Genomic DNA, 14,322 nt, shown 5'->3' on the forward strand with positions numbered 1-14,322 from the left:
ATCTTAATATATGCACGAGTAGTTGTCTAGACATTCGGATGAAATTTCCTCTTTGTTTAACAAAAAGGAAACTTAGTACGTCTCTTGCAATTATAATATATGTTATTCAGTTTTCCAAAAAGGGAGAATATCCCCTATCATATTACTCACTTAAGTAATGGCATTAATCCACTAGAGCCTATTGTAATATGCTCGCCGTCTGTTTCCATTTCTACTGTACGTTTATTTGTTCCATATATCATTATGCCATGCTGTTTTAAGCGTCTCACTACACTTTGATGCGGATGTCCATACGGATTTCTGCTTCCATATGAAAGAATCGCAAACTGTGGTTCTACTTTTTTTATAAACATTTCACTTGTTGAAGTATAGGAGCCATGATGTCCCACCTTTAACACATCTGCATGTACATCAAATTGCTTTAATATTTCAGTTTCCGTCCGCACATCAGCATCACCCATTAGTAAAAAATCCGCTTTTCCGTATCGTACCTTCAACACAATTGAAGATTCATTATTTTCATCTTTTGATTTCCCATTGTTTAATACTTGTATGGAAACATGCGGATCTAGCGGTATGTATTGTCCCTCTTTTACTGAAACGAAAGGAATTCCTCTTTTTTTAATATGATTCCGGTATGTGTGATACGTAAAAGAACTATATGTTTTTCCACTATCTAATATAAGCGATACCGGCATTTGCTCTACAATCGGAATAAGTCCTCCAATGTGATCCATATCAGGATGCGTACTGACGATAGCATCTAAATGGTTAATCCCTTTTTCGATTAGTTTTTGAATGATAACCTCTCCGGCTTCATAAGGTCCCCCGTCAATTAACATCGTTTGTCCATTTGGCAATGTGATAAGTGTCGCATCACCTTGTCCAACTTTTAAAAAACTCACTTTCATTTTACCAAAATGTTGCCGCTGCATATGTAAAGGAGACGCGGTATGAATAGACATCATATATCTTTTAGCCGATGCACTATTTAAAGAAAAGCATAACAAAACAGAAACTAACAATAAAATACCTCGCATACTTCTCATAACTCGTCTCCTTTTTTCAATTAGTATGGCACGGTATATAATTGATATACAAAAAAAGCTTAGCAAAATGCTAAGCTTTTATTTCGATATCTCCTGTAAAGAACCAAAGAATAAATCTGCTTCATTCATTTGTTCATTCTCTTCAGAAAGTGCCGGTAAATCATCTAATGTTTTCAATCCAAATGTATCCAAAAATTCTTTCGTTGTTCCATATAAAATAGGACGCCCTGGCCCTTCTGCTCTTCCCATTTCTTTTATAAGTAAGTGTGAAACTAACGTTTGTAACGCCTTATCGGTTTTCACCCCTCTAATCTCTTCCATTTCAGTCCTTGTAATAGGTTGACGATATGCCACAATCGCTAACGTTTCTAAAGCAGCCTGAGAAAGTGAAGCAGCTGTTGGGATATCTATTAATTTTTGATAGTACGAAGCATGTTCTTTCTTTGTAGCAAAACGATATACTTTTGCATACTGTACAATTTGCAAACCGCGGTGTGCACCTTCACATTCTTTTTGCATTTCTTCTAAAATATCGATTACTTCATTTCCTTCAATCTCAAGCACTTTCGCTATTTGTTCTGGATAAATCCCTTCATCACCAGAAACAAATAAAAGCCCTTCAATGATTGATTTCTGTTCTTTTCTATCCATTTTACGAGCTCCTTCCTCCAATTTTCTCCATAAAAATACACATCAAAAAACCGAATCACAATCAATGCGTTCGGTTCAATATTTTTTCTCTTGTTCCAAACGATACATTCAAACCTAGCATGAGATATATTATTCCCATCCCATTTTCCATACTAAATCTATGCAGATTTAGTAGAGCTTGATACGAAAATTTCATCAAAATTATGTTCTTGTTCAATTATGATTTGTTGATTTTTCATAAGCTCAAGAACCGCTAAAAATGTTACAACCATTATTTCCCGTTCATCATCAACAAACAAATCATAAAAACTTTGACGACCACCTTGTATTTCTAACTGTTTTAAAATATCAATCATGCGCTTTTCAATTGGTATTTCTTGACGAGTAATACGTGTTGTTACAGGTTTCTTTGCTTTTTTACGGCGCATTAATTTTTGAAATGCCGCTAGCATATCATATAACGTAACATCAAGAGGCAAGTTTGTCTCCTCTTCTTGTTGTAACGATGTAAAATCAATTGGCGGACGTGTATATAGCTGTGCTCTTTCTTGTTCTCTTTCTTTTAGCTCAGTAGCAACTTGCTTATATTTCTTATATTCAATTAACCTCTCCATCAATTCTTGACGAGGATCATCTATAAAGTCATCACCGTTATCAAGTACATCTTCTTCATGTTTCGGCAACAACATTTTACTTTTAATTTGTAATAAAGTCGCAGCCATTACTAAATACTCACTTGCAACATCTAATTGTAGTTCTTTCATCGTATGAACATAAGATAAATATTGCTCTGTAATTTCCGCTACAGGAATATTATATATGTCAATTTCATAACGATGTATTAAATGTAACAATAAATCTAAAGGCCCTTCAAAAGCCTCTACTTTAAAATTATACTGCACAAAGCATCCCACCACATTTTTTCTATAACAACATAAGTATAGAGCATACTCATGTTCTATCCAACCTTTTTAAGAAATTTAATTAAAAATAGACCTATGCCTATATCATCATGCCCACCGCTTCATATGATAACAGTGTAGTAAGAACAATGTAGGAGGTCAAAAAACTATGGGTCACGTTGATTGCGGTTTTAGCGGTGGGTTCGCATTACTTGTTGTATTGTTTATTTTACTAATTATTGTAGGGGCAGCTTGCTTCTGCTAATATGAACAATAACGACTAGGGACAATTCCCTAGTCGTTTATTGTTTATATTTCTATGATACACTTGTATTTATAACCGTTAAACAGGGGTGAAGAAAATGTATCCTACCGAATACATACAATTTTTAATTCATTTTCACGGAGATTATGATTATTTTGAATGCCACGAAACACTGGAAGAATTTTGGAAAACAAAACCGAGAGGAAATCGTGATAATTATTTAGTCGGTCTTATTCAAATTGCAGTTTCTTTATACCATCAAAGACGCTCTAACTGGAATGGCTCAGAAAAGATGATGAAAAGCGCCATAACGATTTTAGAAAAAAACAGTGCACCTTTACTACGTTTAGGAATAAATCAGACACAACTTCTATGCTTACTCCAGGATAGATTGCAATCTATACAGAAAGAAGAGAGTTTTACACCGTTATTTTTACCGTTATCGGATACAGCATTAGAAAAGCACTGCATGGAATTATGCCAGAAACAAAACCTTCCTTGGAAAGACGTGAATGCTACTTCTAATGAATATATAATACATAAGCACACATTACGTGATCGAACAGAGGTTATCGCTGAACGAAACGAACAATTACAAAAAAGAAAGCAGAGATAATAAACCACTTATCTCTGCTTTTACGAATGTATATTTTGTTCTAGCCCTTTACACTTTTTGCAAAAACTTGCTGTTTGCTCATTTCCGCAAATTGTAAACTCAAGAAATTTACTCTTTAACTCTTGAACCATCTTCGTTCCAATACCCATATGACGATGAGACGGGTTCACACTCAAATGCTGAATTTCCAACACTTGATTCTCTTTTTTTACAATCCCCATTATCCCAACAAAATCTTCGTTTTGTTTCCACAAATACAATTGCCAATCATCCTTTGCCTCATAATCTTTCATAGTCAATTGTAATGTTTTCACATCTTTTTCAGTTGGCATAAATGAAAGAAGCCCCATTGCAATCTTTTCATAACTTTTTTTAAAACGAATTAACATAACCCTTATCCCTTCTTACAAAAGTTACAAACTATTAATCCCCTCAACCACTCTTTTCATATCACATTCATTTTACAATATTTTCAACAGAGTGAGAAGGGCCTAAAACAACTTGATAATCATACAAAGCGAAAAGAAGAAAGTCAAATATATGTTTCAGTACTATTTTTTCTAAGTAGATTAACAAAGAAACGCTGTTATATGAAAGTAAAAAGAAACATCCACCGCTCATTACCACTCCAATATTCATCACCTGAGAGCAAATGAATTCTAGCAAAATTAATGTAATAAAAATATTTATTGAAACATGAAATCTAATGTATTCTATGTAATTTGTTAAAATTTTGTTCTTATAAGCGCCATATTTTCGCTACAATAACAGTACTACTTGTATCATGTACTGCAAACGAAATACCCGTTCCTATTAAAAAACAAAAAAGAGAGCCATAGCTCTCTTTTCCCATTAACTTATTCTTCCCAAACTTTAACTTCTTTCATTACATCGCCTTGACGCATGTTTAATACTGTTTCAATACCGCTTGTTGCTTTACCGAATACAGTATGTACACCATCTAAATGCGGTTGTGGCTCATGAACAACAAAGAATTGGCTACCGCCTGTATTACGGCCAGCATGAGCCATAGAAAGTGAACCTACAAGGTGTCTATGAGGATTTCCATCAGTTTCACATGGGATAGAGTAACCTGGGCCACCTGCACCTGTTCCTGTTGGATCTCCACCTTGGCTTACGAAGCCAGGAATAACGCGGTGGAATGTCACACCATCATAAAATCCTTGCTCTGCTAGTTTTTTAAAGTTTTCTACTGTTTTTGGTGCCTCTTCTGGGAAAAATTCTAACTCGATTTTTTCACCATTTTCCATTAATATGTATCCTAAAGTTTTCATACGTATATGTCTCCTTTCAACTATCTCAGCACTATATTACCACATTCATGACTAGAAACAAAAAGAATCCGACAATCTAGATACTTCTTTTTCGAAATGTGGAAAAAGCTAGGTGACAAATAAGAAATATATACTATAATAACTGTGTTGCCCGAAAATTTTAGAAAGAGAAAGGGAGCGATTTTTCGTGAAAACGAAATTACTAGCTCTGCTATTGGCTGTAACGGTATTTATGATGCCAACAGCTTCGTTTGCAGACATCATCGAAGGAGAATCAATTGTTACACTAGGAGAAAACTTGTCTGAACAACAAAAACAAGATCTGTTAAAAGAAATGAAAGCACCAAAAGATGCTACAATCATTACTGTGTCTAATGCGGAAGAACATAAATTTCTAGAAGGGATTGTTCCAAAAGCCCAAATTGGTACGAGAGCAATTTCCTCTTCTATGATTACATACACAAAGCCAGGTTCTGGTCTCATTGTACGTTCAAAAAACATTAATTCGATAACAGATGCAATGTACACAAACGCACTTATTACAGCAGGTGTGAAAGATGCAGAAATTCAAATTACTGCACCATTTAAAGTTTCAGGAACTGCTGCTTTAACCGGTTTAATGAAAGCCTATGAAACAACATCGAACAAAGCAATTCCTGAGGAAGTAAAAAAAGTAGCCAATGAAGAAATGGTGCAAACAGCCCAGCTCGGCGATAAAATTGGTGAAGAAAAAGCAGTTCAACTTGTTGCAAAAATTAAAGAAGAAATTGCCAAAGAACAGCCAAAAACGACTGAAGATTTACGTTCATTAATTAAAAAAATTGCGGATCAACTTGGTATTACATTAACGGATGAACAGTTAGATAACTTAGTTGCGCTATTTGATAAAATGAAAAATCTTAATATCGATTGGAATCAAGTTGGCAGTCAGTTAAATAAAGCAAAAGAACACGTTTCTGCCTTTTTAGGATCTGAAGAAGGGCAAGGTTTCCTAGATAAAGTTAAAGATTTCTTCTCAAGTATCATTGATTTTGTTAAATCGTTATTCAAGTAAAAAGAAGCTCGTCAGTGACGAGCTTCTTTTTTTATACAAGTAATGGCAATTTCATAACAGCTTCTTCGACCGAACGAACAATATGATTTGCCTTATTCTTCACATATGGATGAGCATGATGTAGAGTAAATGAATGCGGAGTTACTTCAAACATAGAAATATCATTGAAAGAATCTCCAATGCATGCAACTTCATTTGCTTCAATTTGTAAATGTTCCATTAGTCGCCTTAAAGCACTCCCTTTACTTACTCCCCTTGGCATAATGTCAACATAGCGTTTACCAGACATAAAAACTTCCGCTTCGCTCTGAAATGTATCTCGTAACTCTTGATCTAATGCTGCAATTGTCTCTTCTTCCCCAAAAACAAACAATTTCGCAGGATGTACAGTCTTACCAAATTCCTCTTCTAATGCTTCTATCTCAGCAATATGCACGCCCATATACGTTTCAAAAGTATGATGATGTTCATTTTTTCTTTTTGTATACCGTTGCTCATTTGCACAAACAATATCTGCTAGTCCCTTTTTATGGATATATCGATATATTTCCTGGGCAATCCCATCTTCAAAACTTGATTCATGAAATATTTTTCCATCCGGCAGTAACATCGTTGCTCCATTTAAACTAGTTGTGTAATACGGGAATGCAAACCTATTTACGACTTCATCAATTCGATGAGTAAAGCGGCCAGAGGCAAAACAAATATTTGTCCCTTTTTCAGCTAACCAACAAAGTGCACGTTCATCTTCTTTTTGCATATGATTCACATTGTAAACGAGCGTATCATCTAAATCACTTACAAATAATTTAATCATGTCCTCTTCCCCTTCCATACACAATATCTACTCTAAGTGTACACAAAAAATGTTTGATTTTTGTTAAAAAACAATAAATTTTTGCTAAAAAAATAAACGGGTGTATAATCCCGTTTATTTTTGTCTTTTTACATTTTGAGGTCTTACAATACTTGGTCGTACTTTTAAACTAGACATCGTCGGGCGAAGTAGAATTTTTGTTAATGCACCCCAATCAAATGGTAAAAACGGCCATAAATAAGGCGTTTGTAAACTTTTTATAGACGTTAAAAATAAAATCAATATCGTCATACCAATTACAAATCCCATCTCATGGAAGAGACCTGTTAAAATAATAACAAACAATTTTCCAACTTTATTTCCTAATCCTAATTCATAACTCGGTGTTGCATATGCACCGATCATAGAAACTGCTACATACAAAATAACTTCTGGTACAAACAAACCTACATCGATTGCTATTTGACCAATTAATATGGCGGAAATTAACCCTGCAGCAGAAGATAACGGCGTTGGCGTATGAATGGCTGCCATCCTTAAAAACTCAAGTCCGATTTCGGCCATCAACACCTGTAATAGAATTGGTAAATGTGTCATCTTAGTCGGTCCAATGAAAGCAAGTTTTTCTGGTAAAAGAGTTGGATCAAATACAAACACTAACCAAAATGGTAGTAAAAATAAGGAGAATAAGACACCTAAAAAGCGTACCCAACGTAAAAATGTACCGACAGCTGGATTTTGTCTAAACTCTTCCGCATGCTGTAAATGGTGGAAATATGTTGTTGGAGTAATCATAGCACTCGGTGATGTATCAACTAGTACTAACACATGTCCTTCTAATAAATGATTCGCCGCTACATCCGGTCTTTCTGTATATCGAATAAGCGGGAATGGATTATAGCTTTGCTTTACAACAAATTCTTCCACTGTTTTATCCGCCATCGTAATTCCATCGACATCAATGTTATTTAATTCTTGCTTTATAATCTTTACTAAATCTGGATTTGCAACATCTTGAACATATGTAATACAAATATCAGTTTGGGATCTATCTCCTACTCGAATCATTTCATTTCGAAGACGTGGATCTCGAATTCTCCTACGAATTAACGCTGTATTTACAACGATATTTTCAACAAATCCATCCCTCGCACCGCGTACTACTTTTTCAGTATCAGGTTCTGTCGGTGTTCGTCCTGGATAGCTGCGAACATCTATTGCGAACGCTTCCGTTTCACCTTCCACAAATATAACGATAAGTCCTGATAATACTTGGAGCATTACCTCATCCATCGTTTTCACTTTGCTTACTTGTTGATGGATTAAACGATTCTCTAAAAGCTTCACTGTATCTTCTTCTACATCCCTTATCTCATTTGTATCCACCGCTTCTTCTAAAATAGGGATAATATAATTTGTATCACAAAGTCCGTTTACAAATAACACACCAATTTCTTTATTTAAAATTTGAAATTTACGAATGCCAACGTCGTATGTAACACCCAGTCCAGCTGTTTGCTTTAAGTAATTTTCATTATCACTTATGAAAGATGAAATAGGGATATCCACTTTTTTAGGCTTCGTCATAAAAACCACTCCTTTCCAAAATTAATTGAATCGCTTTTCTAGTAATAGGTGATCCTCTCTCCCATTCATCGTTTCCACACATCTTACCAATATCACCAACTCCCACAATGACAGGAACATTCAGATCATCTAAACAATAAATTGTATCTCCGCTAATTCTGCCAATTTCACCATCTGGAAGTCCAAATTTATCAACACCGTATTCGGTTAAATTCCCGTTTCGATCTACACTGACATCTACACGTGCCCATTCCCAATGATGTGTATTAGACGCTACTGCCAAAATCCCCAGTACATCAATTTGTTTATGTGTGGCTACATATTTTAAAGCCTTTTCACCAGATCCTTCTCCAATAAATCCACTGTCATCAAACATGACAAATACAGGGTCATATGGCGTTTGCATAATAAGCTCAACAACTTTCTTCCCTGTCAATTTGGTTGGATTACTTTGTGATGCTGAAATACACCTTCCCCCAAATTCCTTCGTTAAAAGCTCAATTGTTCGCTTTGCATATTCATCTCCATCTGTGACCAAAACAACCCTTCGTCTCATTTGATTTATCCTTTCGGTTTACATATAAGTGCTACAAAAAATGAAAATAATATCGCTGCAGAAATGCCTGCAGACGTTAAACTAAACATACCCATACCAATCCCAATATATCCGTGTTTTTCTGCCGCATGCATTGCCCCATGTAATAGTGAATGTCCAAAACTTGTAATAGGAACTGTCGCCCCAGCACCAGCAAACTTTATAAGCTTATCGTACAATCCAAATCCATCTAAAACTGCTCCTATAACTACAAAGGTAGCCATTAAATGGGCTGGTGTTAACTTTGCGAAATCTAACAATACCTGTCCAATTACACAAATGGCGCCTCCTACAAGAAATGCATATATAAAATCCACAATTCACTCTCCCTTCACTCTCTCAAATACGACACCATGTGCAATTGTTGGAATGGTTTCTTTCTGCTGCATCATCATCGGACTTAATAACGCACCAGTAGCAACGACAAAAATTCGTTGTAAATTCCCTTTTTGCATCTCGCTTAATAAATGACCATATGTGACAACAGCTGAACAAGCACAACCACTACCACCGGCAAATACTTCTTCTTGACCGGGATTATAAATCATTAATCCGCAATCATTATATATATGCCCAAGATCATAACCTTCTTCCAGTAACAGTTGTTTTGCTATTGGTGTCCCAATAGCTGATAAATCACCAGTAACAATCAAATCATAATCTGCTGCACTTCTCTTCAAATCTTCAAAGTGTTGTTGAATTGTATGAGCAGCAGCAGGTGCCATCGCCGACCCCATATCTAAAGGATTCGCAATCCCTAAATCTTGCACTTTTCCAATCGTAGCTGCCGTAATTTTAATAGCACTTTTTTCTTTACTAATTAATATGGATCCCGCACCTGTAACAGTGGAATTTGCTGTTCCTGGTTTTTGTCCCCCATACTCTGTTGGATAACGGAACTGTCTTTCAGCCGTTGCATTATGACTACTTACCGTCGCTAAAACACGATTTGCGAATCCACCATCTATAAAGGCTGATCCAACCGCTAAAGTCTCCATCGAGGTTGCACAAGCGCTAAACATCCCTAAAAAGGGAATCCCCCACCTACGCGCAACATAATTTGCTGTCACTGTTTGATTTAATAAATCACCCGCTAAAAAGAAATCAATTTGTGATGTTTTTACATTTCCTTTTTGCAAGACTTGTTGAATTGAATCTGACATTAACCTTCGTTCAGCAAGTTCCCAGTTTTCCTCTCCGCAATGTAAATCATCATATGAAATATCAAAATCCTTCCCAAGAGGGCCCTCAGCTTCTTTTGGACCGACAGCAGTACCGGTTGCATTCACATAAATATCATTTTGAAATACCCACGTTTGTTTTCCGGTCAACCTCATACTAGCCCCTCCTTTAAGACATAAAAATGTTAAAAGTATATCTTATTAATCCAATAACGTATGCACCAACGACCCCAAAAACGATAACACTTCCCGCTAGCTTAAACATATTTGTAGCAACCCCAAGCACAATTCCTTCACTCTTATGTTCTAGCGCAGCGCTCGCCATAGAATTCGCAAATCCCGTAACAGGTACGGCCGATCCCGCTCCAGCAAATTGACCGATTTTATCATATACACCACAACCTGTTAAAATCGCCGATAATAATACAAGCGTTGCAACTGTCGGATTTCCTGCCTCTTGTTCACTGAAATGAAAATAATGTATATAAAATTTCATCAATACTTCTCCGACAGTACAAATGAATCCACCTACAAGAAATGCCTTGACACAATTTAGGAAATAGTTTGGTTTTGGATGGTACTCCTTCACTTTATTTATGTAATCATCCTTTAGTTTTCGCCCTGTCATTTATATACTGCCTCCTACTTTACGAAATAAATCCAGTGAAACAATGAGCCTATTACTTTGCCAAGTACAAGAGCAACGAGTAAAACAACGATTTTCCCTTCTACCCCTACTCGTTTCGCTAAAATAGGTAAAACATTTAACACTTCTGTTAATGCGGCTGCAAGCATTCCAATGAATGTGCCACAAAATATTCCTAATATAACAAGCCAATATTGCGACGTTTGAAATGTAATGTTTTTCAAACTACACCAAGCTCCTGTTAACGTACCTGCAATAACCGCCCACTCAAAATATTGAATGTGCTTTCCACTTCTCGTTAATTGAGCTAGACGGGGGATTATACCAAGTACAGCTAAAAATGCGACATATCCGCTACCCACTGCAATTCCTCCCGCTAAACCAATTAAAATAACAAGCCCAGACTCAATCATCGGCAAGTTGTTTCATATTGTCCTTGTTTTCATGAACAATTACATATTGGTCAAGTGACTGCTGATATTGGAACATCTCCACTTCTAACGGACTCGGCTCTTCATTAATTCGCTTTTGAAATACATGATTAAAAAATAAGACCATACCTAACCCAAGACCTACTGAATAAGGAATTTGAAATAGCAGTGGCTGCGCCTTAAATTCTCCCGTAATCATGTAATATAACCGCTGGTGCACTTGTTGCATGCTTACATCTTCATGGAAATAAATGATCGCAAGAGCCGCTCCAATAAAAAGTAACAACCATACAAGTCCGAAGAAAACCGGATGTACTTTCTTTTTTTCATATATAATTTCAACAAGAGTTTGTCCAGAACCGAGTAAATTAATTTGTATATGAGCCGCTTTTCGCCTAATAATCTCAATAATTTTCATAACATCAATTACAACATGTGTCTTATCATGCGCTGTTATTTTGTAAACTACCTCATCCTGTAACGACTCAACTACCTCAGTATCTCCGGCAAGTTGAGCGACATCACGTAGTTTCACTTCATACGTAGGAGAAACTTTTAATCGATTACGCATTTTAATATAAATTGTTTGTTCCAATTTCTATTCACCTCTTCACTCTTCCTCGTAGTTGTAGTATGGTTATTGAATTTTTTCTAATACAATTTTTTCATAAAAAAACATCTGTACCGTTTCGATACAGATGTTTTTTAGTTTATGCCTTTTTCTTAAATAAATTTGCAATACTTAATGCGAGTCCTCCCCAAATGACTACCATACCAATCACCATCATCATAATCGCTGATCCGCTCATTATGAAACACCCCGATCTTTCCATTCTTTTTCAAGCTTAGCAGAATCTGAATGTATTTGTGCATTCCATTTCTTTATACTAATGATTAGTGCAACGATAAGGAAGGCTGCTGCAATTGACCAACCATATGTTACGACAAACTCCGTTGGATAATCTCCGTAGTTCTTTTTAATATTTTGGATTGTGCCATCAATTAACATGTACCCTAACATAAGCGGGGTAATAACGAGTAAACTTACTCTCCAAAACGTCCCTAACTTAATATCAGATACGAAGTTTGCATGATTTTGGTAAACTGGTAAACGGCGTAGAATGAGCCCTATCGTAACCACTTCCGCTAATGCAATTGAAATTAATCCGAAGTTATTAGCGAAATAATCAACAACATCTAGGAACATAAGCCCGCCACGTGTTGCAAAAACAAGAGAAACTAGTACGAGAAGCGTCCCCATAATTCCAATTGTTTTTTGGCGACTTAAGCTGAACTTTTCAGATACGGCAGCAAAACATACTTCCGCAAGTGAAATGAGGGATGTAATTCCAGCAACCGTTAATGATAAGAAAAATAATACGCCAAATAACGGTGACATCGGTAACTCATTAATGATTTGCGGGAATACTACGAACGCAAGTCCTACACCAGCACTTGCTACTTTATCAACTGGTACTCCCATATTATTTGCCATAAATCCAAGAGCTGCAAAGACCCCAATCCCAGCTAACAATTCAAATCCTGAGTTTGCAAAGCCAGTAATAAAGGCATTATTTGTTGTATCTGAGTTTTTCGGTAAATAACTAGAATACGTAATCATAATTCCAAATGCTAAAGATAAGCTAAAGAAAATTTGACCATAAGCAGCAAGCCATACTTTCCCATCAAAAATACGACTCCAATCTGGTTTGAAGAATGCATCCAACCCTTGCATTGCACCTTCCATCGTCACTGCACGAACTACGATAATAAGGAACATAACAACTAATAAAGGGATGAAAATACGATTAACAACTTCGATTCCTTTTTTAACTCCTTTAAATGCTACACCGAGCACGATAATCCAAACGAGAGCTAATGGAATTAATACTTCCGGTACGAGCCCTCCAAACTGTCCAGGCTTATCTGCAACATGCAAATACTCTTTAAATAAAAATGATTGCGTGTCTTTCCCCCATGCTCCAGTAATTGCAAAGTACGTATAGGAAATAGACCAAGCAATAATTACTGCATAATATGTTGAAACGATAAACGTTACACACATTTGCCACCATCCGATAAATTCAGCACGCGGACTAATACGGAAGAATGTAAGTGGCGCCGAACCACGATGACGATGCCCAAGAGCAAATTCAAACGCCAATAATGAAATACCAGTCGTTAATAATGCGAATAAGTACGGTAAAAAGAATGCGCCTCCCCCATTTTCATACGCTGTATAAGGAAAACGCCATATGTTTCCTAATCCAACGGCAGAGCCGACCGCTGCGAAAATGAATCCGGCCCTCGTTCCCCATTGTTGCCTCGTTTCCATATTTCCTTCCCCCTTTGTGACAAGTTCATACTTGGATTATATTTTAAATTTACTAAATTATCAATAAATTCTGTTAATTTTTACGAAAGTTTACAATCCCTACTAAATTAAAGTTATAAAAAAAATCGAATAGATAGCTACTCATCTATTCGATCTTTCATCTGTTTTAATATTTTCTTTTCAAGTCTTGAAACTTGTACTTGCGAAATACCTATGCGCTCCGCTACTTCTGATTGGGTTTGGTCTTTATAGTAGCGTAAATATACAATTAAACGTTCTCGATCATCTAATTCTCTAATTGCTTCTTTTAAAGCAATTTTATCAAACCATTTCGTTTCAGATTGATCAGCAATTTGATCTAAAATAGTGATTGGATCTCCATCGTTTTCATACACCGTTTCATGTATGGATGAAGGAGCACGACTCGCTTCTTGCGCCAGAACCACTTCTTCTGGCGTTAGTTCTAACGCTTCGGCTACTTCGTTAATCGTTGGTGCCCTTCCGAATTCTTTCGAAAGCTCGTCTCTCATCTTTCGAATTTTATTTCCTGTTTCTTTTAAAGATCTACTTACTTTCACTGATCCATCATCACGTAAAAATCGTTGTATTTCTCCAATAATCATTGGAACTGCATATGTTGAAAATTTCACGTCGAAAGATAAATCAAATTTATCTACCGATTTTAAGAGCCCAATACATCCAATTTGAAATAAATCGTCTGGTTCGTATCCTCGATTAAGAAAACGCTGCACAACCGACCATACGAGACGCATATTACTTTGAACGATTGTATCTCTCGCTTGTTGATCTCCATCTTGACTTTGTTGAATTAACGCTTTTAGCTCGTGGTCCTTTAACTGAGGTTTCTTCTTCTCATTTTTGACCTCTATGTCCATAG

At 36.2% G+C, this 14,322-nt stretch carries 19 protein-coding genes; 3 read left to right on the plus strand and 16 right to left on the minus strand.

Annotated elements, in window-relative coordinates:
- Nucleotides 1–146: 146 nt before the first annotated feature.
- From GFJ36_RS21065 to scpA, 3 genes are all read right to left on the minus strand, one after another.
- Nucleotides 147–1,049 (minus strand): ComEC/Rec2 family competence protein, encoded by a 903-nt coding sequence (locus GFJ36_RS21065; RefSeq protein WP_001257286.1) that lies wholly within the window; start codon nt 1,047–1,049, stop codon nt 147–149.
- Nucleotides 1,050–1,127: 78 nt separating this feature from the next.
- Nucleotides 1,128–1,700, minus strand: a complete 573-nt coding sequence (gene scpB / locus GFJ36_RS21070; protein ID WP_000375162.1) for a segregation/condensation protein ScpB — start codon at nt 1,698–1,700, stop codon at nt 1,128–1,130.
- 158 nt (nt 1,701–1,858) lie between these two features.
- On the minus strand, nt 1,859–2,602 hold the full coding sequence (gene scpA, locus GFJ36_RS21075; RefSeq protein WP_001199757.1) for a segregation/condensation protein A: 744 nt from the start codon (nt 2,600–2,602) through the stop codon (nt 1,859–1,861).
- Nucleotides 2,603–2,771: 169 nt separating this feature from the next.
- On the opposite strand from scpA, the gene GFJ36_RS21080 reads away from it, so the two are divergent.
- Together GFJ36_RS21080 and GFJ36_RS21085 are read left to right on the plus strand one after the other, a co-directional pair.
- Entirely contained in the window at nt 2,772–2,867 is a 96-nt protein-coding gene (locus GFJ36_RS21080) for a YjcZ family sporulation protein (RefSeq protein WP_000510194.1), read from the plus strand.
- A gap of 97 nt (nt 2,868–2,964) precedes the next feature.
- Nucleotides 2,965–3,483 carry a DUF309 domain-containing protein gene (locus tag GFJ36_RS21085; protein ID WP_097889641.1) on the plus strand — a complete coding sequence of 173 codons (519 nt, stop codon included), beginning with the start codon at nt 2,965–2,967 and terminating at the stop codon, nt 3,481–3,483.
- 20 nt (nt 3,484–3,503) lie between these two features.
- Here GFJ36_RS21085 and ribT read toward each other — a convergent pair whose 3' ends face one another.
- A complete protein-coding gene (ribT, locus tag GFJ36_RS21090) occupies nt 3,504–3,872 on the minus strand; it encodes a GNAT family N-acetyltransferase RibT (RefSeq protein WP_000908397.1) in 369 nt (122 codons plus the stop codon).
- Nucleotides 3,873–4,340: 468 nt separating this feature from the next.
- Nucleotides 4,341–4,778 (minus strand): peptidylprolyl isomerase, encoded by a 438-nt coding sequence (locus tag GFJ36_RS21095; RefSeq protein WP_000853789.1) that lies wholly within the window; start codon nt 4,776–4,778, stop codon nt 4,341–4,343.
- A gap of 187 nt (nt 4,779–4,965) precedes the next feature.
- On the opposite strand from GFJ36_RS21095, the gene GFJ36_RS21100 reads away from it, so the two are divergent.
- Nucleotides 4,966–5,832: a DUF1002 domain-containing protein gene (locus GFJ36_RS21100; RefSeq protein WP_000850509.1), complete on the plus strand. Its 867-nt coding sequence runs from the start codon at nt 4,966–4,968 to the stop codon at nt 5,830–5,832.
- Between the two features lie 31 nt (nt 5,833–5,863).
- On the opposite strand, the gene GFJ36_RS21105 is transcribed toward GFJ36_RS21100, so the two are convergent.
- The 11 genes from GFJ36_RS21105 to sigF form a co-directional block, all read right to left on the minus strand.
- A complete protein-coding gene (locus tag GFJ36_RS21105; protein ID WP_002008448.1) occupies nt 5,864–6,667 on the minus strand; it encodes a Cof-type HAD-IIB family hydrolase in 804 nt (267 codons plus the stop codon).
- A 96-nt stretch (nt 6,668–6,763) separates the two neighbouring features.
- Nucleotides 6,764–8,236 (minus strand): spore germination protein SpoVAF, encoded by a 1,473-nt coding sequence (gene spoVAF, locus GFJ36_RS21110; RefSeq protein WP_087985122.1) that lies wholly within the window; start codon nt 8,234–8,236, stop codon nt 6,764–6,766.
- Nucleotides 8,223–8,792, minus strand: coding sequence for a stage V sporulation protein SpoVABEA (gene spoVAEA / locus GFJ36_RS21115; protein ID WP_001254416.1), 570 nt, complete (start codon nt 8,790–8,792; stop codon nt 8,223–8,225). The genes spoVAF and spoVAEA overlap by 14 nt, the downstream gene beginning before the upstream one ends.
- A 5-nt stretch (nt 8,793–8,797) precedes the next feature.
- Nucleotides 8,798–9,148 (minus strand): stage V sporulation protein AE, encoded by a 351-nt coding sequence (gene spoVAE, locus GFJ36_RS21120; protein ID WP_000345909.1) that lies wholly within the window; start codon nt 9,146–9,148, stop codon nt 8,798–8,800.
- 3 nt (nt 9,149–9,151) lie between these two features.
- The gene (gene spoVAD, locus GFJ36_RS21125; protein WP_097889640.1) at nt 9,152–10,168 is read right to left on the minus strand and encodes a stage V sporulation protein AD; all 1,017 of its coding nucleotides are present in this window, start codon (nt 10,166–10,168) and stop codon (nt 9,152–9,154) included.
- Nucleotides 10,169–10,181: 13 nt separating this feature from the next.
- Nucleotides 10,182–10,640: a stage V sporulation protein AC gene (gene spoVAC, locus GFJ36_RS21130; protein WP_000147730.1), complete on the minus strand. Its 459-nt coding sequence runs from the start codon at nt 10,638–10,640 to the stop codon at nt 10,182–10,184.
- Nucleotides 10,641–10,654: 14 nt separating this feature from the next.
- Entirely contained in the window at nt 10,655–11,071 is a 417-nt protein-coding gene (gene spoVAB / locus GFJ36_RS21135) for a stage V sporulation protein SpoVAB (RefSeq protein ID WP_000572948.1), read from the minus strand.
- Nucleotides 11,064–11,684, minus strand: a complete 621-nt coding sequence (gene spoVAA, locus GFJ36_RS21140; protein ID WP_087985124.1) for a stage V sporulation protein SpoVAA — start codon at nt 11,682–11,684, stop codon at nt 11,064–11,066. The genes spoVAB and spoVAA overlap by 8 nt, the downstream gene beginning before the upstream one ends.
- Nucleotides 11,685–11,799: 115 nt before the next feature.
- The gene (locus tag GFJ36_RS21145; RefSeq protein WP_000016829.1) at nt 11,800–11,898 is read right to left on the minus strand and encodes a methionine/alanine import family NSS transporter small subunit; all 99 of its coding nucleotides are present in this window, start codon (nt 11,896–11,898) and stop codon (nt 11,800–11,802) included.
- The gene (locus GFJ36_RS21150; RefSeq protein ID WP_000450092.1) at nt 11,898–13,424 is read right to left on the minus strand and encodes a sodium-dependent transporter; all 1,527 of its coding nucleotides are present in this window, start codon (nt 13,422–13,424) and stop codon (nt 11,898–11,900) included. The genes GFJ36_RS21145 and GFJ36_RS21150 overlap by 1 nt, the downstream gene beginning before the upstream one ends.
- A 137-nt stretch (nt 13,425–13,561) precedes the next feature.
- Nucleotides 13,562–14,320, minus strand: coding sequence for an RNA polymerase sporulation sigma factor SigF (gene sigF / locus GFJ36_RS21155; protein ID WP_000350733.1), 759 nt, complete (start codon nt 14,318–14,320; stop codon nt 13,562–13,564).
- Nucleotides 14,321–14,322: the final 2 nt, after the last annotated feature.

The organism is Bacillus sp. EE-W1 (genome assembly GCF_009760835.1).
Classification (GTDB): Bacteria; Bacillota; Bacilli; order Bacillales; family Bacillaceae_G; genus Bacillus_A; species Bacillus_A wiedmannii.

What these genes read in the sequence shown, in the direction of transcription:
- GFJ36_RS21065 (WP_001257286.1), bottom strand. Translation starts at nt 1,049, where the DNA reads ATGAGAAGTATGCGAGGTATTTTATTGTTAGTTTCTGTTTTGTTATGC.
- scpB (WP_000375162.1), bottom strand. Translation starts at nt 1,700, where the DNA reads ATGGATAGAAAAGAACAGAAATCAATCATTGAAGGGCTTTTATTTGTT.
- GFJ36_RS21080 (WP_000510194.1), top strand. Translation starts at nt 2,772, where the DNA reads ATGGGTCACGTTGATTGCGGTTTTAGCGGTGGGTTCGCATTACTTGTT.
- GFJ36_RS21085 (WP_097889641.1), top strand. Translation starts at nt 2,965, where the DNA reads ATGTATCCTACCGAATACATACAATTTTTAATTCATTTTCACGGAGAT.
- ribT (WP_000908397.1), bottom strand. Translation starts at nt 3,872, where the DNA reads ATGTTAATTCGTTTTAAAAAAAGTTATGAAAAGATTGCAATGGGGCTT.
- GFJ36_RS21095 (WP_000853789.1), bottom strand. Translation starts at nt 4,778, where the DNA reads ATGAAAACTTTAGGATACATATTAATGGAAAATGGTGAAAAAATCGAG.
- GFJ36_RS21105 (WP_002008448.1), bottom strand. Translation starts at nt 6,667, where the DNA reads ATGGAAGGGGAAGAGGACATGATTAAATTATTTGTAAGTGATTTAGAT.
- spoVAF (WP_087985122.1), bottom strand. Translation starts at nt 8,236, where the DNA reads ATGACGAAGCCTAAAAAAGTGGATATCCCTATTTCATCTTTCATAAGT.
- spoVAEA (WP_001254416.1), bottom strand. Translation starts at nt 8,792, where the DNA reads ATGAGACGAAGGGTTGTTTTGGTCACAGATGGAGATGAATATGCAAAG.
- spoVAD (WP_097889640.1), bottom strand. Translation starts at nt 10,168, where the DNA reads ATGAGGTTGACCGGAAAACAAACGTGGGTATTTCAAAATGATATTTAT.
- spoVAC (WP_000147730.1), bottom strand. Translation starts at nt 10,640, where the DNA reads ATGACAGGGCGAAAACTAAAGGATGATTACATAAATAAAGTGAAGGAG.
- spoVAB (WP_000572948.1), bottom strand. Translation starts at nt 11,071, where the DNA reads ATGATTGAGTCTGGGCTTGTTATTTTAATTGGTTTAGCGGGAGGAATT.
- GFJ36_RS21145 (WP_000016829.1), bottom strand. Translation starts at nt 11,898, where the DNA reads ATGAGCGGATCAGCGATTATGATGATGGTGATTGGTATGGTAGTCATT.
- GFJ36_RS21150 (WP_000450092.1), bottom strand. Translation starts at nt 13,424, where the DNA reads ATGGAAACGAGGCAACAATGGGGAACGAGGGCCGGATTCATTTTCGCA.
- sigF (WP_000350733.1), bottom strand. Translation starts at nt 14,320, where the DNA reads ATGGACATAGAGGTCAAAAATGAGAAGAAGAAACCTCAGTTAAAGGAC.